Source organism: Streptomyces sp. NPDC047130, assembly GCF_040643475.1.
GTDB lineage: Bacteria > Actinomycetota > Actinomycetes > Streptomycetales > Streptomycetaceae > Streptomyces.
The window spans coordinates 460,827-482,864 of record NZ_JBEYUK010000001.1 but is presented as its reverse complement, the minus strand read 5'-3'; the positions used below and the strand labels follow the sequence as shown (position 1 = coordinate 482,864).

Sequence of the window (22,038 nt, the reverse complement as noted above, 5' to 3'; positions counted from 1 at the left end):
CCGGGCCCGCCCGGGCCGCAGGCGACGCCGTGGTGACGGCCGCAGTGACTGTCGCAGTGACGGTCGCAGTGACGGCCGCGGCCGGCGGCCACGGAGGCGGTGGCCGTGGTCAGAGGAGGCCGAGGGCGCGCGCACGGCGCACCGCGTCGCCCCGCCGGTTCACCGCCAGCTTCCGGTACGCGCTCTTGAGGTGGGACTTCACCGTGTTCACCGACACGTGCAGGTCCGCGGCGATCTCCTCGGCCGACATCATCCCGGCCAGCCGTTCCAGGACGTCGCGCTCCCGCCCGCTGAGCTCCGCCGCGGCGAGCTCCACGGGGGTCGTCGGCACGGTCCGGCCATCGGGTCGCGGCGCGTCGGGGGTGAGCCAGCCGGCCGCCAGCTCCCGCAGCGGGGGCGCGGCGAGAAGGGGCCGGAGCCATGCCCCCGCGTCGCGGAACGGTCCCCGCAGCCGCTCGCGCCGGGCGTCCAGCAGCGCCCGTTCCACCAGTTTCCGCGCGGCGTGCTCGTCCCCCGCGCGCCGTGCGGCCCCGGCCCTGACCAGCAGCGCGCGCACGGCCACCGCCGGCCCCGCCCCGCTTCCGGCCCGCACGGTGTCCAGCAGCGCGACGGCGTCCTCCGGGCGTCCCGCGGCGAGGTGGACCCCCGCCGCCTCCGTCGCGCACAGCGGCCGGTCGCCGGTGAGGTCCCGGACCGCTTCGGCAGCCGCGTCCGCCCGCCCCTCCGCGAGCCGGGCGGCGGCGACGACCAGGGCGGCGTGCCCCTCCGCCCAGGGCGAGGGCGCCTCGGCGGGGACCGGCCGCCGGGCGGCCTCGGCGGCGGCCCGCGGCTTGCCGTCCGCCAGCAGCAGGCGGGCGGTGACCAGCGCACGGAGTGCCTCCGGCACCGGGTCGGGCGGCCCCTCCGCACCGGCCCGCGCGCCCCCGTCGAGCAGGTGCCGCGCCCGCTCCGTCTCCCGGCGGTCCAGCGCCACGGCCGCCAGCACCAGCCGCCCCAGGCCGGAACCGGACTCCCGCGGCAGTCCCGCCCGTTCCTCCTCCGACACCGCGGCCAGCGCCTTCTGCTCCGCCCGTCCGAGCCATCCCGTGAGGTGGTCGAGGAGCGCCAGGTGGGCCAGCGCCTCCTCCTTGGCCACGGCGGCGCACGGGCTGCCCTGCGCGGCCCGCGCCACCGGTGTCAGGGCGGCCCGCGCCTCCTCGAAGCGCCCGGCCCACAGGTACGCCGCCCCGGCGTGGGCCCGCAGGAGGGCCAGGACCTCGGGGCGCTCCTCCAGCAGCCGCGCCGGCACGTCCCGTGCCGCCCGCTCCGCCGCGTCGAGCGCGGCCCCGGCACGCGAGGGGTCGCCGGTCCGCCGGGCGGCGAGCGCCTCGACCGCGGCGCGGCTCAGCCGGGCGGCCGCGGAGGCCCGGTCGCCGTCCGGCTGCCGTTCCCCGGCCCGGCGGAGGTGGAGCAGCGCGTCGTCGAGGTCGTGCCGGGACAGGTCGTTCCGGGCGAGCCGGAGAGCGGCCCGCACGAGGTCCCGCGCCGGGCTCCCCCGCTCCGGCCCCATCCCGGCGAACGGCCCGTCCGGGTCGCCGGCCCGCGGGCCGGCCATCAGCCGTCCGATCGCCAGGTCGTCGACGACGGCGTCCGCGGCGAAGTCCCACGCGCCGGCGGCGGCGCCGTGCGCGACGGCCTCCGCCGTGTGGCCGGACCGGCGCAGCCACCGGGCCGCCCGCAGGTGCAGCTCCGGTTCCAGACCGGGCAGCCGCACCCGCAGGTGCGCCCGGAGGATCTCCCGGAACAGCGGGTGGAGCCGGTACCACGTGTGCCCGAGGTCCTCGACGAACGCGTTGGCGCGGTGCAGTGTGACGAGGAGGGGCTCGGCGTCCCCCCGGCCGGTGAGCGCGTTGGCCAGCTCCGGGCAGAACCGCTCCAGGACGCTCACCCGCAGCAGGAGGTCCTGCGTCCGCTCCGCGCACCCTTCGAGGACCTCGGCCAGCAGGAAGTCCGCGATGGCGCTGTGGCCCGCCTCGAACTCCTTGAGGTAGACCTCCGGGTCGGCGCTGCGGGTGGCGGCCAGCGCGGACAGGCGCAGCCCCGCCGCCCAGCCCCGGGTGCGGTCCACGAGGGCGCGGGCGGCGGCGACCGGCAGGGTCAGCCCGTGCAGGTGCAGCAGGTCGACGGTCTCCTCCGGGGTGAACGCCAGCTCCGCGGCGCGGATCTCCGTCACCTCGCCGGCCGCGCGGTAGCGGTGCAGGGGGAGCAGCGGCTCGGTCCGGGTGACGAGGACCAGGCGCAGGCCCCGGCCGGCGTGGCGCAGCACGAACTCCAGTTGCTCCGCGACCTCCGGCGCGCCCACGCGGTCGAAGTCGTCCAGCACCAGGACCACGGGCCGCTCCCGCGCCTCGAGCGCGGCGGCGAGCCGGGCCGGCAGTCCCCCGGTCATCCGGGACGCGTCCGCCGGAAGGTCACCGGACCGCAGCGCGCCGCAGGAGCCGAGGGCCTTGAGGACGTACGACCAGAACACGCCGGGCCGGTTGTCGCCCGGCTCGACGGTGAGCCAGGCGACGGGCCCGTCCAGGCCGGCCACCCAGTCGGCCGTCAGCAGCGTCTTGCCGCCGCCGGCCGGCCCTTCGACCAGGGTGAGGGGCGTCCGCAGGGCCCCGTCGAGGCGGTGGAGCAGGCGCGGGCGGCGGAGGTAGGTGCCGGGGGTGACCGGCACCGCGATCCGGGTCCGCAGGAAGGGGTCCGGCAGAGGGTCCGGCAAGGGGTCCGGCAAGGGGTCCGGGCCGGTTGCGGCGGCCGTCTCGGCGCGTCCCGTCCCTCCACCGTCGGTCTCCGCCACGACGCTCACCACCGCTGTCCGCAGGTCCAGTGCCGCCCCGCCCTCCTGCCTCCAGCATCCCAGCCCCCTCCGCCCTCCGCAGGCCGGACCGGTCCGGCCGGGTGGCCCGACCCGGCCGGAACGGTACGCCCGGGTGGCCCGACCCGGCCGGGCTCCCGGTGCGCCGACCGTCCCGCCGGGCTCCTGCGCGGCGCGGGCGGCGTTGCCTGGCGGCCCACCTCGGCTACGGCCCGCCGAAGCTGCGGCTGCCGCCGCCGGGCGGGACCGCTGACGCCCGCCTCACCGCACCGCGCCGGGCCGCGCCGGGCCGCACCGCACTGCGCCGCACCGCACCGCGCCGCACCGGGAGGCGAGGGCCCGCGCTACCGCTCCGGCCGGTCCTGGGGGGCGAGGGCCGCCAGGAAGCGCTCGACCTCCTTCGGCGTCCTCAGCCGGTGGAAGACGAGGTGCGCGTTCCGCGGATCGCGCATGGCCGCCTCGTAGCGCTCCTGGACGCCCGGGTACGAGGTCCAGGCCCACCACAGGATCGATTCCTCGCCGCGCCAGAACAGCAGCCCGCGCCAGCTCTCACGGTTGCCGCTCCACAGCTCCTGCCCGGTCGCCGCCCTCCGCACCGTGCGGGTGAGGGAGCGCCACATCACCCGCCACCGGGGCGGGTTCACCCACACCACGGTGTCCGCGCGTTCCCACACGAGGGTGCCGATCTTGCTCTGGTAGTTGCCGTCCACGATCCACGCGTCGGCGGCCGTCGCCCTCCGCACCCGCGCGCTCAACTCCTCGGCCGAGGCGGCGGCCCAGTCGGGCCCCCAGTGCAACGCGTCGAGTTCGACGTACGGGGCGCCGAGGACGCCGGAGAGCCTCCGGGCGAGCGTCGACTTGCTCGACCCCGAACACCCCACCACCGAGACCCGCCGCACCCCGCCGCACCCCCTCCGACCGGACCGCCCGGCCGCCCAGGAGTATCCCACCGCCGGCCAACCGGCGGGCGGGAAACCCCTGGCAGCTCACCACGCCCCGCGCCGAGAATGCACGGAACCGCACCACGAGACGTCACCCCGGACCGCGCTGATGGCCCGGACCGCACCGACCGCACCGACCGCACGAACCGACCCCGAGAGGTGCCCCATGCCGTTCCAGGACCCCGAGGAGATCGGCTACGGCTACGTGATCGCGCGCTACGTGACCGGGAAGGAGACGGGCCGTCCGCGCTACCGCGAGCTGAAGAGCGGCCGCTTCCTGGAGTTCGACCGGCCCCTCGCCGACCGCTTCGTCCGCCACCTCGTGGACGACGCGGCCGCGGTCACCGACGACGAACTGGACGCCCTCCTCGGCTTCGAGTGGCGCTCACGCTTCACCACCGCCTGGCTGATCGGCGTGGACCGGCGCGACGAGTACCGCGAACGCCTCGGCGAACTGCTCCTGGCCGGCGAGTTCTGCTTGTCCGGCGGCGCCTACTGCTTCGCCCTGGCCCGCTTCGGCACCCCCGCGGACGCCGAGATCCTCACGGCCTACCTCGACCGCTACCTCCCCCGCACCGATCTCCGCCACGACCAGGCCGCGGCCCTGGGCGCCCTCCTCCGCCTCGACGCCCACCTCGGCACCCACCACGCCGACCGCTTCACCGCCCCCGGTGGCCTGTGGGACCGCTGGGTCGACGCCCTCCCCCACCTCCGCGACTCCCCCACCCACACCCTCGCCGCACTCCGCCGCCGGACCGACGCCCTCTGCGACTTCGCCAACGGCTGGACCCTCCCCTGACCGTCCCCCATGCCCACCGCCGTACGAGGCCCAACTGCCCCCGCGAGCCCGCGGATCGAAAGCCCTGCCCCGACACCGCCGGAGCACGACATCGCCCTCCCGGGCCGCAAGCCCTCGACCTTTCGACCCCCGTCGAATCAATGGGACGCCGCCCCACCCGATGCCAGTCTGATCCCGGCAACCGCAGGAAGCACACCCTCCCGAGACCAGGAGCAGTCACCGCCATGATCTTCGTCAACCTCACCACGACCGACCTCGAGCGCAGCAAGGCCTTCTACACGGCGCTCGGCTGCGCCATCAACCCGATGTTCACCGACGAGAACGCCGCCTGCGTCGTCTGGGACGAGCACACCAACTTCATGGTGCTCACCCACGGGCACTTCTCCCGGTTCACCGACAAGGAGATCGCCGACCCGCACAAGGTCGCCCAGGTCCTGGTGTCGTTCTCGCGCGACTCGCGGGAGCACGTGGACACCACCGTCGACGCCGGCGTCGCCGCGGGCGGCCGCGAGCCGCGGCCCGCGCAGGACCACGGGTTCATGTACGGCCGCTCCCTCGAGGACCCGGACGGCAACATCCTGGAGTTCCTGTACATGGAGCCCCAGGCCGCCCAGCAGGGCCCGGAGGCGTACGTCGCCGAGCACGGCACGGGACCGGACCCCGTCCCCGGGCAGTGACCGCCACGCCACGCGGCCCGGTCCCGGTCACGGTCACGGTCGCCCTCGTCCGCCGCGCCGGACCCGCCGGACCCGCCGGGCCCGTCAGACGCGGTGGACGAGGGCGTCGCCGAGCGGCGTACGCGCGTGCAGCACGCGCCGCCCGGCCCGCCGGGACGCTATGAGCCCCGCGGCGCGCAGGGCGTCGAGGTGGTGGGACGCGGTGGACGCCGCGACCCTCACCTCCGCCGCGGTCTCCGTCGTCGACAGCGGCACGCCGAGCGCGAGGAGCACCGCGGCACGGCTCTCCCCGAGCAGCCCCGCCAGCGCGTCCGCCGCATCGGCACGGTGCCACGCCTCGGACACGCCGAGGGCGGGGTAGAACAGCGTCGGCTGGGCCGGCGGCTCCGTGAGCACCGCGCAGTGCCGCCCGAAGAACGACGGCACCAGCACGAGGCCCCGCCCGTGGCAGTCGACGACCTCCTCGTGCCGCTCCATCCGCACGCGCACGGTGTCGAACCCGGTGGCGGGGCTCCACTCCACGGCTTCGCCGAGATCGGCCGCCACCCCGGCCAGACCGTCCGCGGTCATCCGCCGCACCCGGGAACCGATGTCCGCGTGCAGGATGCGTTCGATCTGCGCCCAGTACGGCGCCAGCGCGGTCTCCCAGAGCGCCTCGACGTGGCGCACGATCATGGCGCGGACCCTCTCGGGTTCGGCCGCCATCCTCTCCAGCGCGGCCCGGGCGACGCCGGCGCTGCGGATCGCGCGCTTGCGCAGGTCGACCGAGATCGGCTCGAGCGGCGCCTGCCTCAGCCGCGCGATCTCGTCCGCGGGCGTGAGATCCCACGACGGGGCCGACGTGAACAGATCGGGCGCGTACCCGGCCTCCCCCACCACGAGCCGCAGCAACTCCAGCGACTCCCGCGGCACATCGCCACGCACCGCACGCAACCACCCCCACTGCAGCGGCTGTTCCTGCGGCCTGCTGAGGGTCCGCACCGCGTGGACGATCTCGTGCCCCGGCGAAACACCGAAGCGGACGGTGGAGATGTCCTCCGAAGCAAGGCGGAACTCGACATACTTCTGCGGCACGCCGAGCAGGCTACCCCCGCCGCGACCGCTCCGCTGGAGCCCGCACGTGCGGGGACGACCGCTAGTCAGCCCGTCCTGCACCGTGGGGAACCGGAGCTACGTCCAAGTCCGGTCATGTCGTTCGGCAAGATGCGGCAATTTGGACCGCGCTCGGATTTCTGGTCGGCTTCCGGGAGGACGACGCGCTTGGACACCACCGTGCTCTGCTGGTGGCTGGGCCCTGACCTCGTCGGACTACCGGACAGCGACAACCCCACCGTCCGCGGATGGCCCTCCAGGGCCCTGGCGAGCCTGAGGATCGATGGCGCCGTGGAGGCCCTGCGCCGCGCCCACCGAGCCTGCCTGCGATGCGCGACCACACCCGACGAGACCGGCTCCAGCGACAACCGTCGAGCCCTGTCCGCGAAACCGCTGCGGATCTCACTTCGTGACGAGTCGCTCGGCCACGAGAGCGAGCCAGCCGCCAGATCCACACGTCACTGGCGGATCGACCTCCATGCCCAGTTCCGCCAAGGCCAGGGCAGATGCGGGCTCGTCGAGACCGAGCGCGAGCAGTTCGTGCAATTCGCCGACAAGCACGGTCACGAGGTGCGGGTGGGTGGCCGTGCGGTAGTCGTCCACGGCCGCGTCATGGTCGTCGAACTCGTCCGGCATGCCCTGGGAGAACCAGCCGGCAAGGAACCGGCCGAGCTCCGGGTAACGGGCGTTCCACTCCCAGTGGGTGGCAGGCGTGGCCGGCGGCGGGACGTCACCTTCCATGACACTGCTGCGGATGAAATCGGCGACCAGCGTCAACCAGTCGAGGATCTCCGCGTCGGGGACCGGCGTCCGGCAGGGCGAAGAACTCGCCGAGCCGGATCCGCAGCCGTCCCGGCGGGTTGCGGGCGTACCCCCGTAGTCGCGTCTGGGCTGTGGCGAGGGCCCATAGGCGGGTGTGCCAGGTGTGCCGTAGATACGCGGTGAGGGCCTCGCTCGGCTTTCCCTCGGCGTCGTCCGCCCGCTGGCCAATGTAGGCACGCAGGACCTGGTCAACCTCACCGTGACTGCGATCATGTTCGAGACGGGTGAGCGGCAGGATGCTATCACTTTCGTCAGATAGACGGGAAATGTGGCGTGCACCGTGAACCCGTTCGGGGTGGACGGTTCCCGGCGCAGGGTGACCCTGGCGGCGCGGGCATCGACCGCGCCGCGGCCGGCCAGTGCCATCGCCTGCAGCAACACGCGGCCGACAGGGGCCTCACCCGAAGGCCAGGCGGCCTCGAGGGAAAACTCCGGACACAGAGACCTCATCGCCTTCACCGGCCCCGGCCTGCTTGGCCTCGCCAGCTGGCACGGCACCATCGAGCCCTCGCGCCCCTTGCGCCTGCGTGTTCCTGGAGCAGTACGTCACCGCTGGCGACACCCCCGACGCCCTCGCCCAACGCGGCGTACTGACCGCTGAAACTGGGCCCTGGGCTGGCATCGCATGTGGCCGTCGAGTGGTTCATGGATCAGTCCATCCGGTGGGTCGACGACCCGGCCACCGACCCCGCCTACATCAAGGCCGTTCGCCGCCACCTCACCGACGTCCTCCGACTCCTGGAGATCTGGCCTGCTCGCCCAGGCATCCCCCTGGCACACCCACGCCCACCAGTGCACCGCCGCCCAGCCTCGCCGAACTCCTTTCGTATCCGCCCGGATGGAACGGACCACGAGACCCGGCCAAGGTCCCGGAGCCGATGCCCTCGGCCCCGGCCTGCGCAGCAAGCGCACGAGCCTTGTGCACTGGTGTGGCTGAGAGGTGTGGCGTGTGGATGATGTGCCCGTGATGGCGCTTCGCCTGCGTGCTGCCTGAGTACGCTTGCGGCGTCCCGCCCGTCGCCGGCCGCCCGGGCCGACCCCGCCGCCGCCCCGAGGCCCTCCTCGGAGGGAGACAAGGGCTACGACCCCGACCCCAACCGCCGCGAACTACGCAGACGCCGGATCCTCCCGGTCATCTCCCGCAGGCAGCCCGAACATCAAGGACCTCGGCAAGCTCCGCTACGTCGTCGAGCAGACCGTCGCCCTCCTCCACCAGGTCAAGCGCGTCGCCGTCCGCTGGGAACGCCGCACCGAACTCCACGACGCCCTCGTCTCCCTCGCCTGCAGCCTCATCTGCTGGAGACGCCTGATGAAGCCCAACTCGTGATGGTGTTACGAGCTCCAGGCAGGCGGGCGGGCGGCTCAGGGCTCAGGCGAGGTGCGCCTGCAGGAGTGCCGCGATAGCCGGCCGGTCCTCTTCGTCGTCGTCCCAGCCGTCCGCCCAGTCGAGCGCCGATCCGCCGTTGGTCTCCGGCAGGCGTGGATCTGCGCCATACCGCAGGAGCAGTTCGACCAAGGGCCGGTCCGCCTTGACGACGGCGGCGACGAGTGGGAGGCCCCGGCGCCAGCCGGTGGATTCCTGTGCGGGTGACGCGCCGGCGGCGAGGAGCAGTTCGGCGCAGCGGGTTTCGCCCTGCACGGAGGCAAGGTAGAGCGGGGTAGCTCCGTCCGGGCTGGGGGCGTTGGGGTCGGCGCCCTTGGCCAGCAGGTGCTTGACGGTTCCCGTCTTCCCGTCGGCTGCTGCCGCGGCCAGGCGCAGGGGGAGTTTTTTGCGTTGGCGGTTGTTCACGTGGTTCCTACGGGTGTCGCGGGTTACCGCTTGGCGCTGCGGAAGGTGCAGTGGTGGGTGCGGTAGCCCTTGCCGTACTTCTTGGCGACCTGTTCCTGGACGTTGCGCTGGGCTGCCCTCCCGGCCTCACCCTTGCTCTTGCCCTTGCCGGTCCCCTTGAGCTGCGTCTTGCCGTGGTCTCCAGTGCCGATCTTCTCGACGCCGCAGGTGGCGGTGGAGTGCCAGTACTTCGGCTTGGCGGCTTCCGTGTCAGCGGCGTGAGTGGTGCCGGTCAGGGTCAGCAGCGCGCATGCTGCGGCGGCGGCCCAGGTGGCGAAGATCTTCTTCATGCTGTCCGCCTTTCGTTGCGGTCGAATGACCGGAACGGTGGGATCCGCGAACGAGGCTGGCACATCCTGCGACGCAGCTCACCGTGGACGCGGGGAGCCACACGAACGAGCGACGGAAGATCTGGTGCGCCAGCTGGCGGCAGGACGCCACCACCCTGATCGGACCGCTCCTCGGCCTCCCGCCCCTGCCTCACGTCGTCCTGCCGCGCCCCAGGATCACCACCAGCCACTCCCACGGCTACCTGTGGAAACGCCACCACTTCGACACCTGGCTGGGCCACGCCCCCGCCGTCCGGATCGACGACGACTTCACCGCCCTCGACCACACCTGGGCGACGGAGCGGACAGCCGGAGGAACGCCGACCCTCCTCATTCAGCCAGACCCGCGCCTCGGTCTGCACCCCGAGCACCTGACCGAGATCACGAGGTGGGTCGCGCAGTTACCCACAGCCCGCGTCGCCTGACGACTGATGCCCTCGCTGCCACGAGCAGCGAGGGCATCAGAGTGTTGCCTGAGCGTGAGCCGTCTGCGGTCTGTGGCACGTATCGGCGGCGCTGATGTCGGAGTCGGCTGGAACACTGCGGCCGTGATCAACGAGATGGCCCCAGACCTTCCTGATGCTCCCGCCGGCTCCCTGCCTCCCGGAGCACAGGCAGAGCTTGCCGGCACCGCCTGGGAGGAGCTGCCGCACGTCTGTACGAGCCAGCACAGTGTGCCTGACACACCGGACATCCTCGGCGCTGTGCTTGCCACCGACCCGGCCCGCCGGGTGAGGGCGGTGGGGGATCTGTATCGGCTGCTCCTCAATCGGGAGCAGGTGTTTCCGGCGACCGCTCCGGCGGCCTTGGTCCTCGCTTGTCTTCTCGACGATCCGCGCACCCTCGCCGAAGACCGGTGGGAACGCAGGGCCGGCCGGCGATCACTTCGCGCCGAACTGTTGAACTGGCTGGCTTCGTTCGCCGACATTGCCCGCCTGGACGTCGAGGACGGCGTCGGCACGGCGCAGGATCTGGCTGCCGCTCGTGCGGCAAGGCCAATACTCCACGACCGCATCGCGGGTTTCCGCGACGACGACGATCCACTGGTGAGGGAGGCCGCGCTCGTGGCCACCGCCCTGCTCCTGGCCGACCCCGCCCTCGCCTCGTCCGTACCCCGGTACGCGGCTGCCGTTCGCGAGGTCCTTGCCGTGAGCGCGGACTCGTACTACCGATGGGTCGCCCGGGAACGGCTGGCTGCCTGGGGCGAGGATGTCACTGGTCTCGTCACCGCGGAGAAGGAGCGCCGCGCGGCCCTGGACCGGGCACACGTTTTGGCGGAGGACCCGTTCGGGGAGGGGCAGGAACAGGCGATCCGCTGGCTGGAAGAACAACCCGAGGACACCGCGGCTCCGGAACGACTCGGCCACCGGTGTAAGGACCGGACCGCGCCCAGCCCAGCCGCCCCGCAGGAGTCGGCACCCGAGCCGCCCGTGGCCGCTCCGGGTAGCGGGTCGGGGTACTGCGGCCCGTGGCGGATCGCCCGGGAGGAGGAGCGCGCCGAGTGGACGTTCACGCCGTATGCAGGAGTCGGCCCCCTGCACTTCGGGATGACCTTGGAAGAGATCACCCGCGTCCTCGGCGAAGGACCGGCCGCCTCGTCCTACTCCCACCACGGCGAAGGCCAGCAGCTCAACTACGCCGACTTCACTGAGAGTGGGATCAGGGCCCTCTTCCTCGACGGCCGCCTGGGGTGCGTCGCCGCAGACGCCCTCACCGGCCCCCAGGTGAGACTGGACGCAGCCCCGCTGACCGGCTGCGCACCTTCCCACGTGGAGGACTGGCTCGTCCACCGCACAACGCGGCCCGGCAGCCTGGCGTACAGCGTCGCCGGTGATCCGGTCTTCGCCGACCTCGGCCTGGCGATCCGATCCCAGCGAGCCGGCGACGTCGTCCTGACCCGCCCCCTCTTCCTGCTCCACGACTGGCTCGACCTGTGGCACGCGCTGCCCAGCGAGGAGTGGAACTGCCCCTGAAGCGTGTTCCGCCGGTCGGCCTCATCTGAGTGCGAGGCCGACCGGAGCGACATCTCGTCCACTCGAGCAATATCGGGTCGTAGATCACCGGCGGGGTGGGGAATCAACGTGAGCAGCTCTGCGGCCGACCGGGGTTAGGTTCTGTCCGGCGGATCATGGTGGCGTTACGGAATTAGAGTCATCGGCACCGTATCGATATGACCGTCGGAAGGGGCTGCTTGACGTGTGGTCGGACCTATGGTCTGTGGTGGCCGAATCCGACCGAGAGCAGTGGGACTACACGCCGCTGGAGCGCGTTGGCCCACTGCGGTTCGGTATGAGTGTGGAGGAGGCAACCGGTGCAATGCTGACGCGCGGCTTCACGGCCGACGCTGTTGCAGAGCTCGGCACGTTCGGTCCGTTCAAGCAGCTGCGCACGAGATTCCGCCGGGCGGATGCCCCGTGGTACCGCGCGGACGTGGTGACCTACTACGTCGGCCCGATGGGCTTGACCTGCATCGCGGTCGACGCCCTGAGTGGCCCCCAAGTCATATACGAGGGGATACGACTGATCGGTCGGCCTCCGTCCGAGCTCTCGGATGAACTTACCGCCCACCTGACGAGCACTGACAGGAGCGTCGAAATTACACCCGGCGGCGACATCGGGTCACAGGACCTGGGCATAATGCCGCGCGCCCAGCGAGCCGGAGATGTGCTGCTGACGCGTCTGGTTTTCGGTAGGCCCAACGACTGGGCCAACACCATGAGCGACTGCGTTCCGGCTGACGAAATGCTCGGGCACTACTGAGTGCTCAGGGCCTGAGCCAGAGCCGGATCGCTGCGGCGGTGACGGTGCCGTGGAAGACACAGGCCCGCTTGTCGTAGCGGGTGGCGACCGCGCGGGAGTTCTTGAGCCGGTTGATGGTCCGTTCGACCTCGTTGCGGCGGCGGTAGCGGTCGGGGTCGAAGCCGGTTGGCCTTCCGCCGTCTTTGCCTCGGCGCCGGCGGTTGGCCCGCTGGTCCTTCGGTTCGGGGATCGTGTGCTGGATGTGGCGTCTTCGCAGGTAGCGGCGGTTTCGGCGGGAGCTGTATGCCTTGTCGCCGCTGACGTGGTCGGGCCGGGTCCGGGGGCGTCCGCCCAGCGGCCGGGGCACCCGGATCCGGTCCAGGACCTCGATCAGTTGCGGGGCGTCGCCCCACTGGCCCGGTGTGAGCAGGAGGGCCATGGGGCGGCAGCCTCCTTCACCGGCGAGGTGGATCTTGCAGGTCAGACCGCCCCGGGACCGTCCGAGTCCCTCGTCGGGGCGGTGGTGCCGGGGCGTCGTCCTTTTTTCGGGACCCGCGGCCGGGCCTTGCGGGCACCGGCCGCGTGCTGATGGGCCCGGCAGGACGTCGAGTCGACGCCGACCATGGACCAGTCGATCCGCCCGGCGAGGTCGGCGTCGGCCTGGACCGCGTGCAGGATCCGGTCCCAGGTGCCGTCCGCCGACCAGCGGCGATGCCGTTCGTAGACGGTCTTCCACGAGCCGTAGCGTTCCGGCAGGTCACGCCACGGGACGCCGGTCCGGACCCGGAACAGGATCCCGTTGACCACGGTGCGGTGGTCGTTCCACCTCCCGCCCCGGCCACCCGAAGGCGGCAGATGGGGCTCCAACAATGACCACTCGCGATTCGTCAGATCCCCCCGACCCATGACCGATCCAACGAGTGACCGGTCAGAAGGTCACATGATCCGCCGGACAGAACCTAGTCGGCCCGTACGACGAGGGCGAGTGATGCACAGACTCGCCGAAAGGTCTGATGTCCAGCCCTGCCCGTGTGGCGCATGCACTCAAGGTCCACGGCTGCCCCGTCCTCCGAAGCCTTGGCCTTCCAGTTGCAGCTCAGGCACTCCGCTTCGAACGTCACATCCGTGTCCGGATGCTGTGCGATCCGATGCTCGACGTAACGCAGAATCGCTCTGCTCACTCGTCGCCCCCGTGTTCGTCGCGGAGGTGCGCTCGAAGGGCCACGTTTACGTCTGTCGCTTTGGAGTGGTCGCCGGAGGAGACGGCGTTCGTTCGCCTCACCGCGAGGTCCAGGCAGTGCCGGCAACCGGAGACCGGTTCAGGCCGTGCGATGGGCAGTGGCAGGTACACGGGTCCCGACTGGGTGCTGGCGCTTGTCCGCATGGCTCTCCCAACTGTGATCTCCTCTGGTCTCACATCGTCGGGCTGCCTGCATGGCGGGCCTAGTGTCTTTCCTGTTGCTGCAAGAACTCATCCCGGATGGCCTCTACGAGGCTGCGCATGTCATCCCCATAGACCGACACCGCGGCGAATCTGTCGAACGTGTCGACGTACGTCTGGACATCCCGGGGATCCCGTGTCGTGACCTCCGAGTGGAAGGTCTCGACGATGACCAGGCTGTCGTCGTGGATGCTGAAACAGGTCATGGGGAAGTCCGGCTTCCGGCCTGCTTGAGGTACGACGCCGATGGAGACGGCGGGCAGTCTGGACAGGGACACAAGGCGGTCGAGCTGTACAGCCATGACGGTGGGCTCGCAGATCAGCCACCGCAGTACGTGCTCGCAGATGACGAAGTGGAACGACCGCCCCTGCTCGTACATGGCGGCTTGCCGTTCCAGCCTGGCCGCGACCGTCCGCGCCTTGGTCTCGTCCGGCAGAGCCGGCGGGAGGGAGAACACCGCGGTGGCGTACTCAGGAGTCTGAAGAAGTCCAGGGATGAGCTGCCCCTGGAACAGCCTGAGTAGCTTGGTGTTGGCCTCGATGCCCTTGATCGTGTTCTGGTGCTTCCACGCCCCCATACGGCGCAGCAGGCGCCACGCTGTGGCTTCCGTGGCCTCGACTCGGGCCGCCGCGAGGAACTGTTCCTTGGCTTCCTCGGACACTCCGAGGGCGGACAGGACGAGGTCGACGTCCTGCACTGTGGGCATGGTCCGACCGTTCTCGATCTTCGAGAGCTTGGCTGCGGACATGGAAGCCCTACGGGCCACTGCGCTGCCGGTCAGTCCCGATGCCTCGCGCAGTGTCCGCAGTGCTTTTCCGAGGGATTCCGTGGTCAGTGGTGCCGCTCCCAGTAGGTCGCGAACGGCACGGCTCGGGAGAGTGCCAGGTCCCGGTATCCCCGGTACTCCGGCAGGCGGTCGGCGGGGAGGAGTTCACCGCCGAGGAACCGGCCCTGGGGGGTGTAGTGCATCCGGTACACGTCACGGTCATCGAAGAGCCAGAAGTCATGGTCGGGCAGACCGCGCACGTCCTGCTCGGCCAGGTCGATGATGCCGATCAACTCACCGGCCTTGAGGTTGCCGGGGTACGCCGCCAGCTCGTAGCGCAGGTAGTCGGTCAATGGTGAGCGCAGGACGTGGACTCGGGAGACCTGCTTGCCTTTGTCAGTCATGGACCGCACCCACGGGTTGTCGTCCCACTCCGGCCCCATGTCCTCGCCGGCCAAGAAGCGTGCGATCTCCTCTCGCTCCTCCTCCACGTCGTACTCAGCCAGCGTCTCCAGCCGGAACGCGGTCCGCTCGAACGTTTGGAAGAGGTGCCCGAACTGCTCACCGGTGAGCACGGAAGTACTCCTCCAGCACGGCCGCGGGGATCACGACCGCTGTCTCGCCCTCGGGCAGGTCGAGCTGCGCCAGCCGCTCGGGGTCGTTGATCACGTATCCCTGGACGACGTACTCCTTGCCGTCGGCCGTGCCCCACAGGGTGGGGCAAGTGCCGTTCTTGCAGTCCGGGTCTCCCGAGAGCTTCCGCAGCGGTGCGCTCACGGCTTTCCCCCTCCTGTCGACAGGCTTGGTCAAGCCGATGGTTCCGACCTGCCAACTTCCGGGTCAAGCTCCCCGGCTTTCCAGAACAGGAAACCCGGCAGACACCCGTTCATCAGGGACCCTGCATCTCGGGAGCAGCACTGGCCGAGGGGCGTTCGCGGGCACTCGCCCTGTTCTCACAGCTCTGTCGTAACCCCAGGTCAGCGCCGTCGTCATGCCCCTCAGCGCGTCAGCACCAAGTCAGCACAGGACCCGGAAACAGCCGGAAACAGCCGGAGAAAACAGGAAGGGGCCAGACCTCGCGATCTGGCCCCTGACCTGGGGTTTCACGCTCCGACCAGCGGTTCAGCCGATCAAGGAATCACCCGTCACACGTTGAAGCGGAACTCCACCACGTCCCCGTCCTGCATGACGTACTCCTTGCCCTCCATGCGGGCGCGGCCCTTCGCGCGGGCCTCGGCGACGGAGCCGGCCTCGACGAGGTCGTCGAAGGAGATGACCTCGGCCTTGATGAAGCCCTTCTGGAAGTCCGTGTGGATCACGCCGGCCGCCTCGGGGGCGGTGGCGCCCTTCTTGATGGTCCAGGCGCGGGTCTCCTTGGGACCGGCGGTCAGGTAGGTCTGCAGGCCGAGGGTGTCGAAGCCGACGCGGGCCAGCGTGGCCAGGCCGGGCTCCTCGGCGCCGACGGACTGGAGGAGCTCCATGGCGTCCTCCTCGTCGAGCTCGGCGAGGTCCGCCTCCAGCTTGGCGTTGAGGAAGATCGCCTCGGCCGGGGCGACCAGCGCGCGCTGCTCGTCCTTGAAGGTGTCGTCGGTCAGCTCGTCCTCGTCGACGTTGAAGACGTAGAGGAAGGGCTTGGTCGTGAGCAGGTGCAGGTCGTGCAGCAGCTCGTTGCGCTCGGTGCCCTGGACGATGCCCTGGGAGAAGAGCGTGTCGCCGCGCTCCAGGATCTCCTTGGCCTCCTCGACGGCCTTGACCTTCGGGGCGATGTCCTTCTTGATCCGCGACTCCTTCTGCAGGCGCGGCAGGACCTTCTCGATGGTCTGGAGGTCGGCGAGGATCAGCTCGGTGTTGATCGTCTCGATGTCGTCCTTCGGCGAGACCTTGCCGTCGACGTGCACGACGTTCTCGTCCTGGAACGCGCGGATGACCTGGCAGATCGCGTCGGACTCGCGGATGTTCGCGAGGAACTTGTTGCCCAGGCCCTCGCCCTCGCTGGCGCCGCGGACGATGCCGGCGATGTCCACGAAGTCGACCGTCGCCGGGAGGATCTTGGCCGAGCCGAAGATCTCGGCCAGCTTCGCCAGGCGCGGGTCGGGGACGCCGACGACGCCCACGTTGGGCTCGATCGTGGCGAACGGGTAGTTGGCCGCCAGCACGTCGTTCTTGGTCAGGGCGTTGAACAGGGTCGACTTGCCGACATTGGGCAGGCCGACGATTCCGATCGTGAGCGACACGTTGCGACTTCCCGTTACGTGAGGTGAAGAGGGCGGGCGGCCTGAAGGGGACCGATCCCCCAGTCTACGGCGTGCCGGACGGGGCACCCGTTGCCCGTCGAACATCAGACCAGTGCCGCCCCTGGGCGTGTCATTAGGGCTATTCAGCACATAAACAGACCTAGGTTGTGCGAGTGGAGCATCACAGGACGACGGGAACCTCACGGTCGGCCGCCCGGCCCGGAGCGGTGCCGCGGCGTGACACGCGCACGGCACTGCCTCCGCAGGCCCGCGGCGCCGGCTCCGGAAACGATCGAACGGGACGGGACGACCGACGGCCTCCCCGGCCGCGGCGCCCGCACGGCGGCCAGGCGGCCCCGGCGGGCGCCGGGCAGGCCGCGGCGCTGCCCGCGGGAGCGTCGATGGCCGGCGCGGCGGGCGCACGCGGAGGCGCCGCGGTGGACCGGGCGGGCCAGGCGATGGCGGGGCTGACCCGGTGGGCCGGGCGGACGGCCGAGTCGGCCCGCGACTCGCGGGTGCCGTGGATCGCCGCCACGGCGTCCCGGGGCTCGGCGGCCGCGCGGACGGTGCGCCGCTTCCCCAACCCCCGCCTCACGGGTCTCGGCTGCGGGTTGTTCTGCGCCGCCGCGATGGTGGTACTGGGGCTGCTGAGCATGCTGGTCGGCGGCTCGGTGACCGTGTACGGGCTGCTGTTCCTGCCGGTGAGCCTTCTCACGGCGCTCTGGGTGCGGCCCGGTGACCTGCTGACCGCGCCGATCATCGGACCGATCGCCTACGCCCTCGGGCTGCTGTTCGTCGCCGACGGCAGCGGGGTCGGCGGCCAGGCCATGGGCTACTTCACGGCGCTGGCCACGGGGGCGGGGTGGCTGTACGGCGGCACGCTGATCACCGGCCTCACGGCCACGGTCCGCTGGATCCACCTCACGTCCTCGCCGCAGCGCGCGGGATAACCAGGGACAGCCAGGGCGCGAGGGTGCGTCCGGCCCTCGTTCCCGTAGCGCTCCGCGGGGCGGCTGAAGCGGGCGCGGGCACCTCCCGGAGGCCGCCCCCGAGGCCCGGGCCCGCCCCCGCCGGGCCGCGCCGCCGAGCCGTTGCTGGGCCGCCGCGCTGGGCCGCGCTGGGCCAAGCCAAGCCAAGCCAGGCGGAGCTGAACCGATCCGGAAGAGGCCAGGCCCAACCAGGTCGGGCCCAGCCGATCCCTGCCGAGCCACTGCCGGGCCGATCAGGGCCAAGCCGAGCCACGTGGGGCTGAGCCGATCCGGACCGGGCCAGATCGAGCGCAGAGCCAGGCCGGGCCGGGCCGACCGGGCCGGCACGGCACAGCACGGCAGGGCCAAGCAGAGCTGCTGCCGGGCCGATCCGGACCAGGCGGAGCCGAGCTGATCCGAACCGAGCCGAGCCGAACCAGGCCGCGCTGGGCCCATCCCGCCCAGGTCAAGCCAAGACGATCCGGGGCCCAAGACGACCCGGGGCGCAAGTCGATCCGGGGCCAGGGCAAGCCGGGCCACGCCGAGCCAGGCCGGCCCGAGCCGACCCGAGGGGCGGGCCCCCGGGGTCAGCCCCGCCGCTGCGCCGCGTACATCGCCGCCCCCACGATGCCCGCGTTGTTCTGCAGCCGCGCCGGCACGATCTCCGCCCTGACCTTCGTGATCAGCGGCAGGAACTTGTCCGCCTTGCGGCTCACCCCGCCGCCCACGATGAACAGCTCCGGCGAGAACAGCATCTCGACGTGGCGGAGGTACTTCTCGACCCGCCGCGCCCAGTGCTCCCAGGACAGGTCGCCGTCCTCGCGGGCCTTGTGGGAGGCGCGCTTCTCCGCGTCGTGGCCGTGCAGCTCGAGGTGGCCGAGTTCCGTGTTGGGGACCAGGAGGCCGTCGGTGAAGACCGCGCTGCCGATGCCGGTGCCGAAGGTCAGCACGATGACCGTGCCCCGGCGTCCCATGCCCGCGCCGAAGTTCATCTCGGCCACGCCCGCCGCGTCGGCGTCGTTGACCACGGTGACGGGGATGTCGCCCAGGCGCCCGCCCAGCAGCGCGGCGGCGTCCGTGTCGATCCACGTCTTGTCGACGTTGGCCGCGGTGCGGATGGTGGAAGCGTCGGTGACCACGCCCGGGAAGGTCACCCCGACCGGGCCGTGCCAGTTGAAGTGGTCGACGACCTGCTTCACGCACTCCGCCACGTCGTCAGGGGTCGAGGGCTGCGGAGTCAGCACCTTGTGCCGCTCGGCGGCCAGATCGCCCCTCGCAAGGTCCACGGGCGCGCCCTTGATGCCGGAGCCGCCGATGTCCACACCGAAGATCTGCATGGCACCACGCTACGACGCCCGGTGGCACGTCACCGCCGGAAGGGTCCGCGCCCGTCCGGAACGCCCGGGAACGCCGGACCAGCACGCCCCGGAACGCCGGACCGGAACGCCGCCCCGAACAGCGGCGGCCCGCGCCCAGGACCGGGCACGGGCCGCCGGACGCGACGGGGACCGCCTCAGGCCTCGGCTCCGCCGGTCCGCTCGGCGACCAGCGCCGCCGCCTCGTCACGCAGGTCGCGGCGCAGCTCCTTGGGCAGCGAGAAGGTGATGGACTCCTCGGCCGCCTTCACGATCTCGACGTCCTCGAAGCCGCGCTGCGAGAGCCACTCCAGCACCTGCTCGACCAGCACGTCCGGGACCGAGGCGCCGGAGGTGACGCCCACCGTGGTGACGCCCTCCAGCCAGCCCTCCTCGATCTCGTCGGCGAAGTCGACCAGGTAGGCGGCGGAGGCGCCGGCCAGCTTGGCGACCTCGACCAGGCGCTTGGAGTTGGAGGAGTTGCGGGAGCCGACCACGATGACCAGCTCGGCCTGGGCGCCCATCTCCTTGACCGCGAGCTGGCGGTTCTGCGTGGCGTAGCAGATGTCGTCGCTCGGCGGGGAGATGAGCTGCGGGAACTTCTCCTTGAGCGCGCCGACCGTCTCCATCGTCTCGTCGACCGAGAGCGTGGTCTGGGAGAGCCAGACGACCTTGGACGGGTCGCGGACCTCGACCTTGGCGACGTCCTCGGGGCCGTCGACGAGCTGGATGTGGTCGGGGGCCTCGCCGGAGGTGCCGATGACCTCCTCGTGGCCCTCGTGGCCGATCAGGAGGATGTCGTAGTCCTCGCTCGCGAAGCGGACGGCCTCCTTGTGCACCTTGGTCACCAGGGGGCAGGTGGCGTCGATGGTGGCGAGCCGGCCGGCCTTGGCCTCGTCGTGCACCGTCGGGGCGACGCCGTGGGCGGAGAACATCACGATGTTGCCGGGCGGCACCTCGTCCGTCTGCTCGACGAAGATCGCGCCCTTCTTCTCGAGGGTCTGCACGACGTACTTGTTGTGGACGATCTCGTGACGGACGTAGATCGGGGCCCCGTACTGTTCGAGGGCCTTCTCCACGGCGATCACTGCGCGGTCGACACCGGCGCAGTAGCCGCGGGGAGAGGCGAGCAGGACACGGCGGCGGCCAGGAGAGTCGGTCATGCGCCCCATCGTACGGGCCGTATCCGGTGCGGGCCCGTGGCCGCCCCTCCACCGGGGAACGCGCGGGCCCCGTGTCCGACGCGGCGGCTACGCTCGGGCGCATGGCTGTGAACACGACCCCCGAGACGGCCCTGCCCGTCGGCCAGGTGTCCCGGATGATCGGGGGCTGGATCGACCGGCTCGGCGCGGTCTGGGTGGAGGGGCAGATCACCCAGCTCTCCCGCCGCCCCGGCGCGGGCGTGGTGTTCATGACGCTGCGCGATCCGTCGCACGACATCTCGGTCAAGGTCACCTGCTACCGGCAGGTCTTCGACGCGGTGGCCGACGTCGTCGGCGAGGGCGCCCGCGTGCTCGTGCACGCCAAGCCGGAGTGGTACGCGCCGCGCGGCGAGCTGTCGCTGCGGGCGGCGGAGATCCGGCCGGTGGGCGTCGGTGAGCTGCTGGCCCGGCTGGAGCAGCTGAAGAAGACCCTGGCCGCGGAGGGGCTGTTCGCGGCGGACCGCAAGAAGCCGCTGCCGTTCCTGCCGCAGTTGGTCGGCCTGGTCTGCGGCCGGGCCTCGGCGGCCGAGCGGGACGTCCTGGAGAACGCGCGCCGCCGCTGGCCGGCCGTGCGCTTCGAGGTCCGCAACGTCGCCGTGCAGGGGGTGCACGCCGTGCCGCAGGTGGTGCGGGCGGTGCGGGAACTGGACGCGATGGAGGACGTCGACGTCATCGTGGTGGCGCGCGGCGGCGGCAGCGTGGAGGACCTGCTGCCGTTCTCCGACGAGGAACTGGTCCGCACGGTCGCCGACTGCCGCACCCCGGTGGTCTCCGCGATCGGCCACGAACCCGACACGCCGCTGCTGGACCACGTCGCGGACCTGCGCGCCTCGACGCCGACCGACGCCGCCAAGAAGGTGGTGCCGGACGTCGGCGAGGAGGCGGAGCGGGTGCGGCTGCTGCGCGACCGGGCGCGGCGGTGCGTGGACGCGCTGGTCTCCCGTGAGGAGCGCGGCCTGCAGAACGCCCTGGCCCGCCCGGTGATGCAGGACCCGCACCGGATGATCGACGACCGTGCCGAGCAGGTCGCCGCGCTGGCCGACCGGGCCCGGCGCACGCTGGGGCACCTGCTGGACCGCGCGGAGTCGGAGCTGACCCACACCCACGCCCGGGTGGTGGCCCTCTCCCCCGCCCGGACGCTGCGCCGCGGTTACGCGGTGCTCCAGCGGCCCGACGGGCAGGTGGTCCGCGACCCGGCCGAGGTGGCGGCGGGCGAGCCGCTGCGGGCCCGGGTCGCCGAGGGCTCCTTCACGGTCGTGCGCGGCGACGACATCACCAACGACAGCGAAGCGTGAGGACGGACGGAATGAGCAGCATGGCCGACGAGCAGTCCGCCGGGGCGACCGAGGCGGGCAAGGCGATGCTCGGTTACGAGCAGGCGCGGGACGAGCTGATCGAGGTGGTCCGGCGGCTGGAGGCCGGCGGGACCTCGCTGGAGGAGTCGCTGGCCCTCTGGGAGCGCGGTGAGGAGCTCGCCAAGGTGTGCCGCCGCTGGCTCGAGGGCGCCCGCAAGCGGCTCGACGCCGCCCTCGCCGAGGAACCGGCCCCCGACCACCCCGAGTCCTGACCCTCCGCCCTCCCCGGCGCGGGCGTGGGGCCACCCCGGGCGGCACCACGGCCCCGGCCCCGCCCGGAGCCACCGGCAGCACCACGCCCCGAGCGTCCTGGGCACCCCGAGCACCCCGAGCACCGCGAGCACCGTGACACCCCGTCCCAGGCCGGCCGGGCCTGGGGTCCGGGCCCGGTCCCCGGGCCTGGGGTCCGGGCCCGGTCGGCACCACCCCCAGGGCAGACCAGGGGCACCCCCGGCAACCTCCCCTGCCCCGGCCCACCGGGCCCAGAGCCGGGCCCGCCCCGCCTGCGCCCGCCGACACCGCACCCCACGCAGCCCAGGGACCACCCCCGGAAACCCCCTGGAGACCACCCACCCTCGGGCCCACGGGCCTGGGGGCGTCGGGCCCGCCCCGCCTGCGCTCGTCGACACGGCGCACCCCACGCG

The 22,038-nt window shown here is 72.1% G+C and carries 21 protein-coding genes and 3 pseudogenes; 10 read left to right on the top strand and 14 right to left on the bottom strand.

Annotated elements, in window-relative coordinates; all coding sequences use genetic code 11:
* Positions 1–109 precede the first annotated feature (109 nt).
* The gene (locus ABZ836_RS02135; RefSeq protein ID WP_361138372.1) at positions 110–2,749 is read right to left on the bottom strand and encodes a LuxR C-terminal-related transcriptional regulator; all 2,640 of its coding nucleotides are present in this window, start codon (positions 2,747–2,749) and stop codon (positions 110–112) included.
* 440 nt (positions 2,750–3,189) lie between these two features.
* The gene (locus tag ABZ836_RS02130) at positions 3,190–3,744 is read right to left on the bottom strand and encodes an adenylate kinase (RefSeq protein ID WP_361138369.1); all 555 of its coding nucleotides are present in this window, start codon (positions 3,742–3,744) and stop codon (positions 3,190–3,192) included.
* Between the two features lie 208 nt (positions 3,745–3,952).
* Here ABZ836_RS02130 and ABZ836_RS02125 point away from each other — a divergent pair, with 208 nt between their 5' ends.
* Together ABZ836_RS02125 and ABZ836_RS02120 are read left to right on the top strand one after the other, a co-directional pair.
* On the top strand, positions 3,953–4,585 hold the full coding sequence (locus tag ABZ836_RS02125; protein WP_361138367.1) for a DUF6000 family protein: 633 nt from the start codon (positions 3,953–3,955) through the stop codon (positions 4,583–4,585).
* Between the two features lie 224 nt (positions 4,586–4,809).
* Positions 4,810–5,262 carry a VOC family protein gene (locus ABZ836_RS02120; protein WP_356137070.1) on the top strand — a complete coding sequence of 151 codons (453 nt, stop codon included), beginning with the start codon at positions 4,810–4,812 and terminating at the stop codon, positions 5,260–5,262.
* Positions 5,263–5,346: 84 nt separating this feature from the next.
* Here the strand turns inward: ABZ836_RS02120 and ABZ836_RS02115 are convergent, their stop codons facing one another.
* The gene (locus ABZ836_RS02115) at positions 5,347–6,336 is read right to left on the bottom strand and encodes a DUF5937 family protein (RefSeq protein ID WP_356137068.1); all 990 of its coding nucleotides are present in this window, start codon (positions 6,334–6,336) and stop codon (positions 5,347–5,349) included.
* A gap of 420 nt (positions 6,337–6,756) precedes the next feature.
* The gene (locus ABZ836_RS02110; protein WP_361138548.1) at positions 6,757–7,131 is read right to left on the bottom strand and encodes a contact-dependent growth inhibition system immunity protein; all 375 of its coding nucleotides are present in this window, start codon (positions 7,129–7,131) and stop codon (positions 6,757–6,759) included.
* A 496-nt stretch (positions 7,132–7,627) separates the two neighbouring features.
* On the opposite strand from ABZ836_RS02110, the pseudogene ABZ836_RS02105 reads away from it, so the two are divergent.
* Together ABZ836_RS02105 and ABZ836_RS02100 are read left to right on the top strand one after the other, a co-directional pair.
* A pseudogene (locus ABZ836_RS02105) lies at positions 7,628–7,923 on the top strand (aminoglycoside phosphotransferase family protein); the annotation flags it as partial.
* 4 nt (positions 7,924–7,927) lie between these two features.
* A pseudogene (locus ABZ836_RS02100) lies at positions 7,928–8,086 on the top strand (SAM-dependent methyltransferase); the annotation flags it as partial.
* 222 nt (positions 8,087–8,308) lie between these two features.
* On the opposite strand, the gene ABZ836_RS02095 reads toward ABZ836_RS02100, so the two are convergent.
* The 3 genes from ABZ836_RS02095 to ABZ836_RS02085 all read right to left on the bottom strand — a co-directional run bounded on the left by ABZ836_RS02095 (position 8,309) and on the right by ABZ836_RS02085 (position 9,294).
* Positions 8,309–8,437 (bottom strand): hypothetical protein, encoded by a 129-nt coding sequence (locus tag ABZ836_RS02095; protein ID WP_356137066.1) that lies wholly within the window; start codon positions 8,435–8,437, stop codon positions 8,309–8,311.
* A 108-nt stretch (positions 8,438–8,545) separates the two neighbouring features.
* Entirely contained in the window at positions 8,546–8,965 is a 420-nt protein-coding gene (locus tag ABZ836_RS02090; protein ID WP_361138364.1) for an ankyrin repeat domain-containing protein, read from the bottom strand.
* 23 nt (positions 8,966–8,988) lie between these two features.
* On the bottom strand, positions 8,989–9,294 hold the full coding sequence (locus tag ABZ836_RS02085; protein WP_361138362.1) for a hypothetical protein: 306 nt from the start codon (positions 9,292–9,294) through the stop codon (positions 8,989–8,991).
* Between the two features lie 119 nt (positions 9,295–9,413).
* On the opposite strand from ABZ836_RS02085, the pseudogene ABZ836_RS02080 reads away from it, so the two are divergent.
* The 3 genes and pseudogenes from ABZ836_RS02080 to ABZ836_RS02070 all read left to right on the top strand — a co-directional run.
* Positions 9,414–9,758: pseudogene (locus tag ABZ836_RS02080) on the top strand (hypothetical protein); the annotation flags it as partial.
* A gap of 123 nt (positions 9,759–9,881) precedes the next feature.
* Positions 9,882–11,306 carry a hypothetical protein gene (locus tag ABZ836_RS02075; protein WP_361138360.1) on the top strand — a complete coding sequence of 475 codons (1,425 nt, stop codon included), beginning with the start codon at positions 9,882–9,884 and terminating at the stop codon, positions 11,304–11,306.
* Between the two features lie 247 nt (positions 11,307–11,553).
* Complete coding sequence (locus ABZ836_RS02070) at positions 11,554–12,093, top strand: hypothetical protein (protein ID WP_356137058.1); 540 nt, start codon at positions 11,554–11,556, stop codon at positions 12,091–12,093.
* Between the two features lie 4 nt (positions 12,094–12,097).
* On the opposite strand, the gene ABZ836_RS02065 is transcribed toward ABZ836_RS02070, so the two are convergent.
* From ABZ836_RS02065 to ychF, 5 genes are all read right to left on the bottom strand, one after another.
* Positions 12,098–12,978, bottom strand: a protein-coding gene (locus ABZ836_RS02065; protein WP_356137056.1) for an IS5 family transposase whose coding sequence is annotated in 2 segments (ribosomal slippage) — positions 12,098–12,618 and positions 12,618–12,978 — 882 coding nt in all. Because the reading frame shifts where the segments join, the coding sequence is not laid out codon by codon here.
* A gap of 537 nt (positions 12,979–13,515) precedes the next feature.
* Positions 13,516–14,322: a helix-turn-helix transcriptional regulator gene (locus ABZ836_RS02060; RefSeq protein WP_356137174.1), complete on the bottom strand. Its 807-nt coding sequence runs from the start codon at positions 14,320–14,322 to the stop codon at positions 13,516–13,518.
* A gap of 23 nt (positions 14,323–14,345) precedes the next feature.
* Positions 14,346–14,855, bottom strand: a complete 510-nt coding sequence (locus ABZ836_RS02055; protein ID WP_356137054.1) for a DUF6879 family protein — start codon at positions 14,853–14,855, stop codon at positions 14,346–14,348.
* Positions 14,842–15,057, bottom strand: coding sequence for a hypothetical protein (locus ABZ836_RS02050; protein ID WP_356137052.1), 216 nt, complete (start codon positions 15,055–15,057; stop codon positions 14,842–14,844). The genes ABZ836_RS02055 and ABZ836_RS02050 overlap by 14 nt, the downstream gene beginning before the upstream one ends.
* 368 nt (positions 15,058–15,425) lie before the next feature.
* Positions 15,426–16,514: a redox-regulated ATPase YchF gene (gene ychF / locus ABZ836_RS02045; RefSeq protein WP_356137050.1), complete on the bottom strand. Its 1,089-nt coding sequence runs from the start codon at positions 16,512–16,514 to the stop codon at positions 15,426–15,428.
* Positions 16,515–16,915: 401 nt separating this feature from the next.
* Between ychF and ABZ836_RS02040 the strand changes: the two genes are divergently transcribed.
* On the top strand, positions 16,916–17,464 hold the full coding sequence (locus ABZ836_RS02040) for a DUF6542 domain-containing protein (protein WP_356137048.1): 549 nt from the start codon (positions 16,916–16,918) through the stop codon (positions 17,462–17,464).
* Between the two features lie 605 nt (positions 17,465–18,069).
* Here the strand turns inward: ABZ836_RS02040 and ppgK are convergent.
* The gene (ppgK, locus tag ABZ836_RS02035; RefSeq protein ID WP_356137046.1) at positions 18,070–18,819 is read right to left on the bottom strand and encodes a polyphosphate--glucose phosphotransferase; all 750 of its coding nucleotides are present in this window, start codon (positions 18,817–18,819) and stop codon (positions 18,070–18,072) included.
* A 176-nt stretch (positions 18,820–18,995) separates the two neighbouring features.
* Entirely contained in the window at positions 18,996–20,009 is a 1,014-nt protein-coding gene (locus tag ABZ836_RS02030; RefSeq protein ID WP_356137044.1) for a 4-hydroxy-3-methylbut-2-enyl diphosphate reductase, read from the bottom strand.
* A 92-nt stretch (positions 20,010–20,101) separates the two neighbouring features.
* On the opposite strand from ABZ836_RS02030, the gene xseA reads away from it, so the two are divergent.
* Both xseA and ABZ836_RS02020 read left to right on the top strand, forming a co-directional pair.
* Entirely contained in the window at positions 20,102–21,334 is a 1,233-nt protein-coding gene (gene xseA, locus ABZ836_RS02025) for an exodeoxyribonuclease VII large subunit (protein ID WP_356137042.1), read from the top strand.
* An 11-nt stretch (positions 21,335–21,345) separates the two neighbouring features.
* Positions 21,346–21,606: an exodeoxyribonuclease VII small subunit gene (locus tag ABZ836_RS02020; protein ID WP_356137040.1), complete on the top strand. Its 261-nt coding sequence runs from the start codon at positions 21,346–21,348 to the stop codon at positions 21,604–21,606.
* Positions 21,607–22,038: the final 432 nt, after the last annotated feature.

What these genes read in the sequence shown, in the direction of transcription:
- ABZ836_RS02125 (WP_361138367.1), top strand. Translation starts at nt 3,953, where the DNA reads ATGCCGTTCCAGGACCCCGAGGAGATCGGCTACGGCTACGTGATCGCG.
- ABZ836_RS02120 (WP_356137070.1), top strand. Translation starts at nt 4,810, where the DNA reads ATGATCTTCGTCAACCTCACCACGACCGACCTCGAGCGCAGCAAGGCC.
- ABZ836_RS02085 (WP_361138362.1), bottom strand. Translation starts at nt 9,294, where the DNA reads ATGAAGAAGATCTTCGCCACCTGGGCCGCCGCCGCAGCATGCGCGCTG.
- ABZ836_RS02040 (WP_356137048.1), top strand. Translation starts at nt 16,916, where the DNA reads ATGGCCGGCGCGGCGGGCGCACGCGGAGGCGCCGCGGTGGACCGGGCG.
- ppgK (WP_356137046.1), bottom strand. Translation starts at nt 18,819, where the DNA reads ATGCAGATCTTCGGTGTGGACATCGGCGGCTCCGGCATCAAGGGCGCG.
- ABZ836_RS02030 (WP_356137044.1), bottom strand. Translation starts at nt 20,009, where the DNA reads ATGGGGCGCATGACCGACTCTCCTGGCCGCCGCCGTGTCCTGCTCGCC.
- xseA (WP_356137042.1), top strand. Translation starts at nt 20,102, where the DNA reads ATGGCTGTGAACACGACCCCCGAGACGGCCCTGCCCGTCGGCCAGGTG.
- ABZ836_RS02020 (WP_356137040.1), top strand. Translation starts at nt 21,346, where the DNA reads ATGAGCAGCATGGCCGACGAGCAGTCCGCCGGGGCGACCGAGGCGGGC.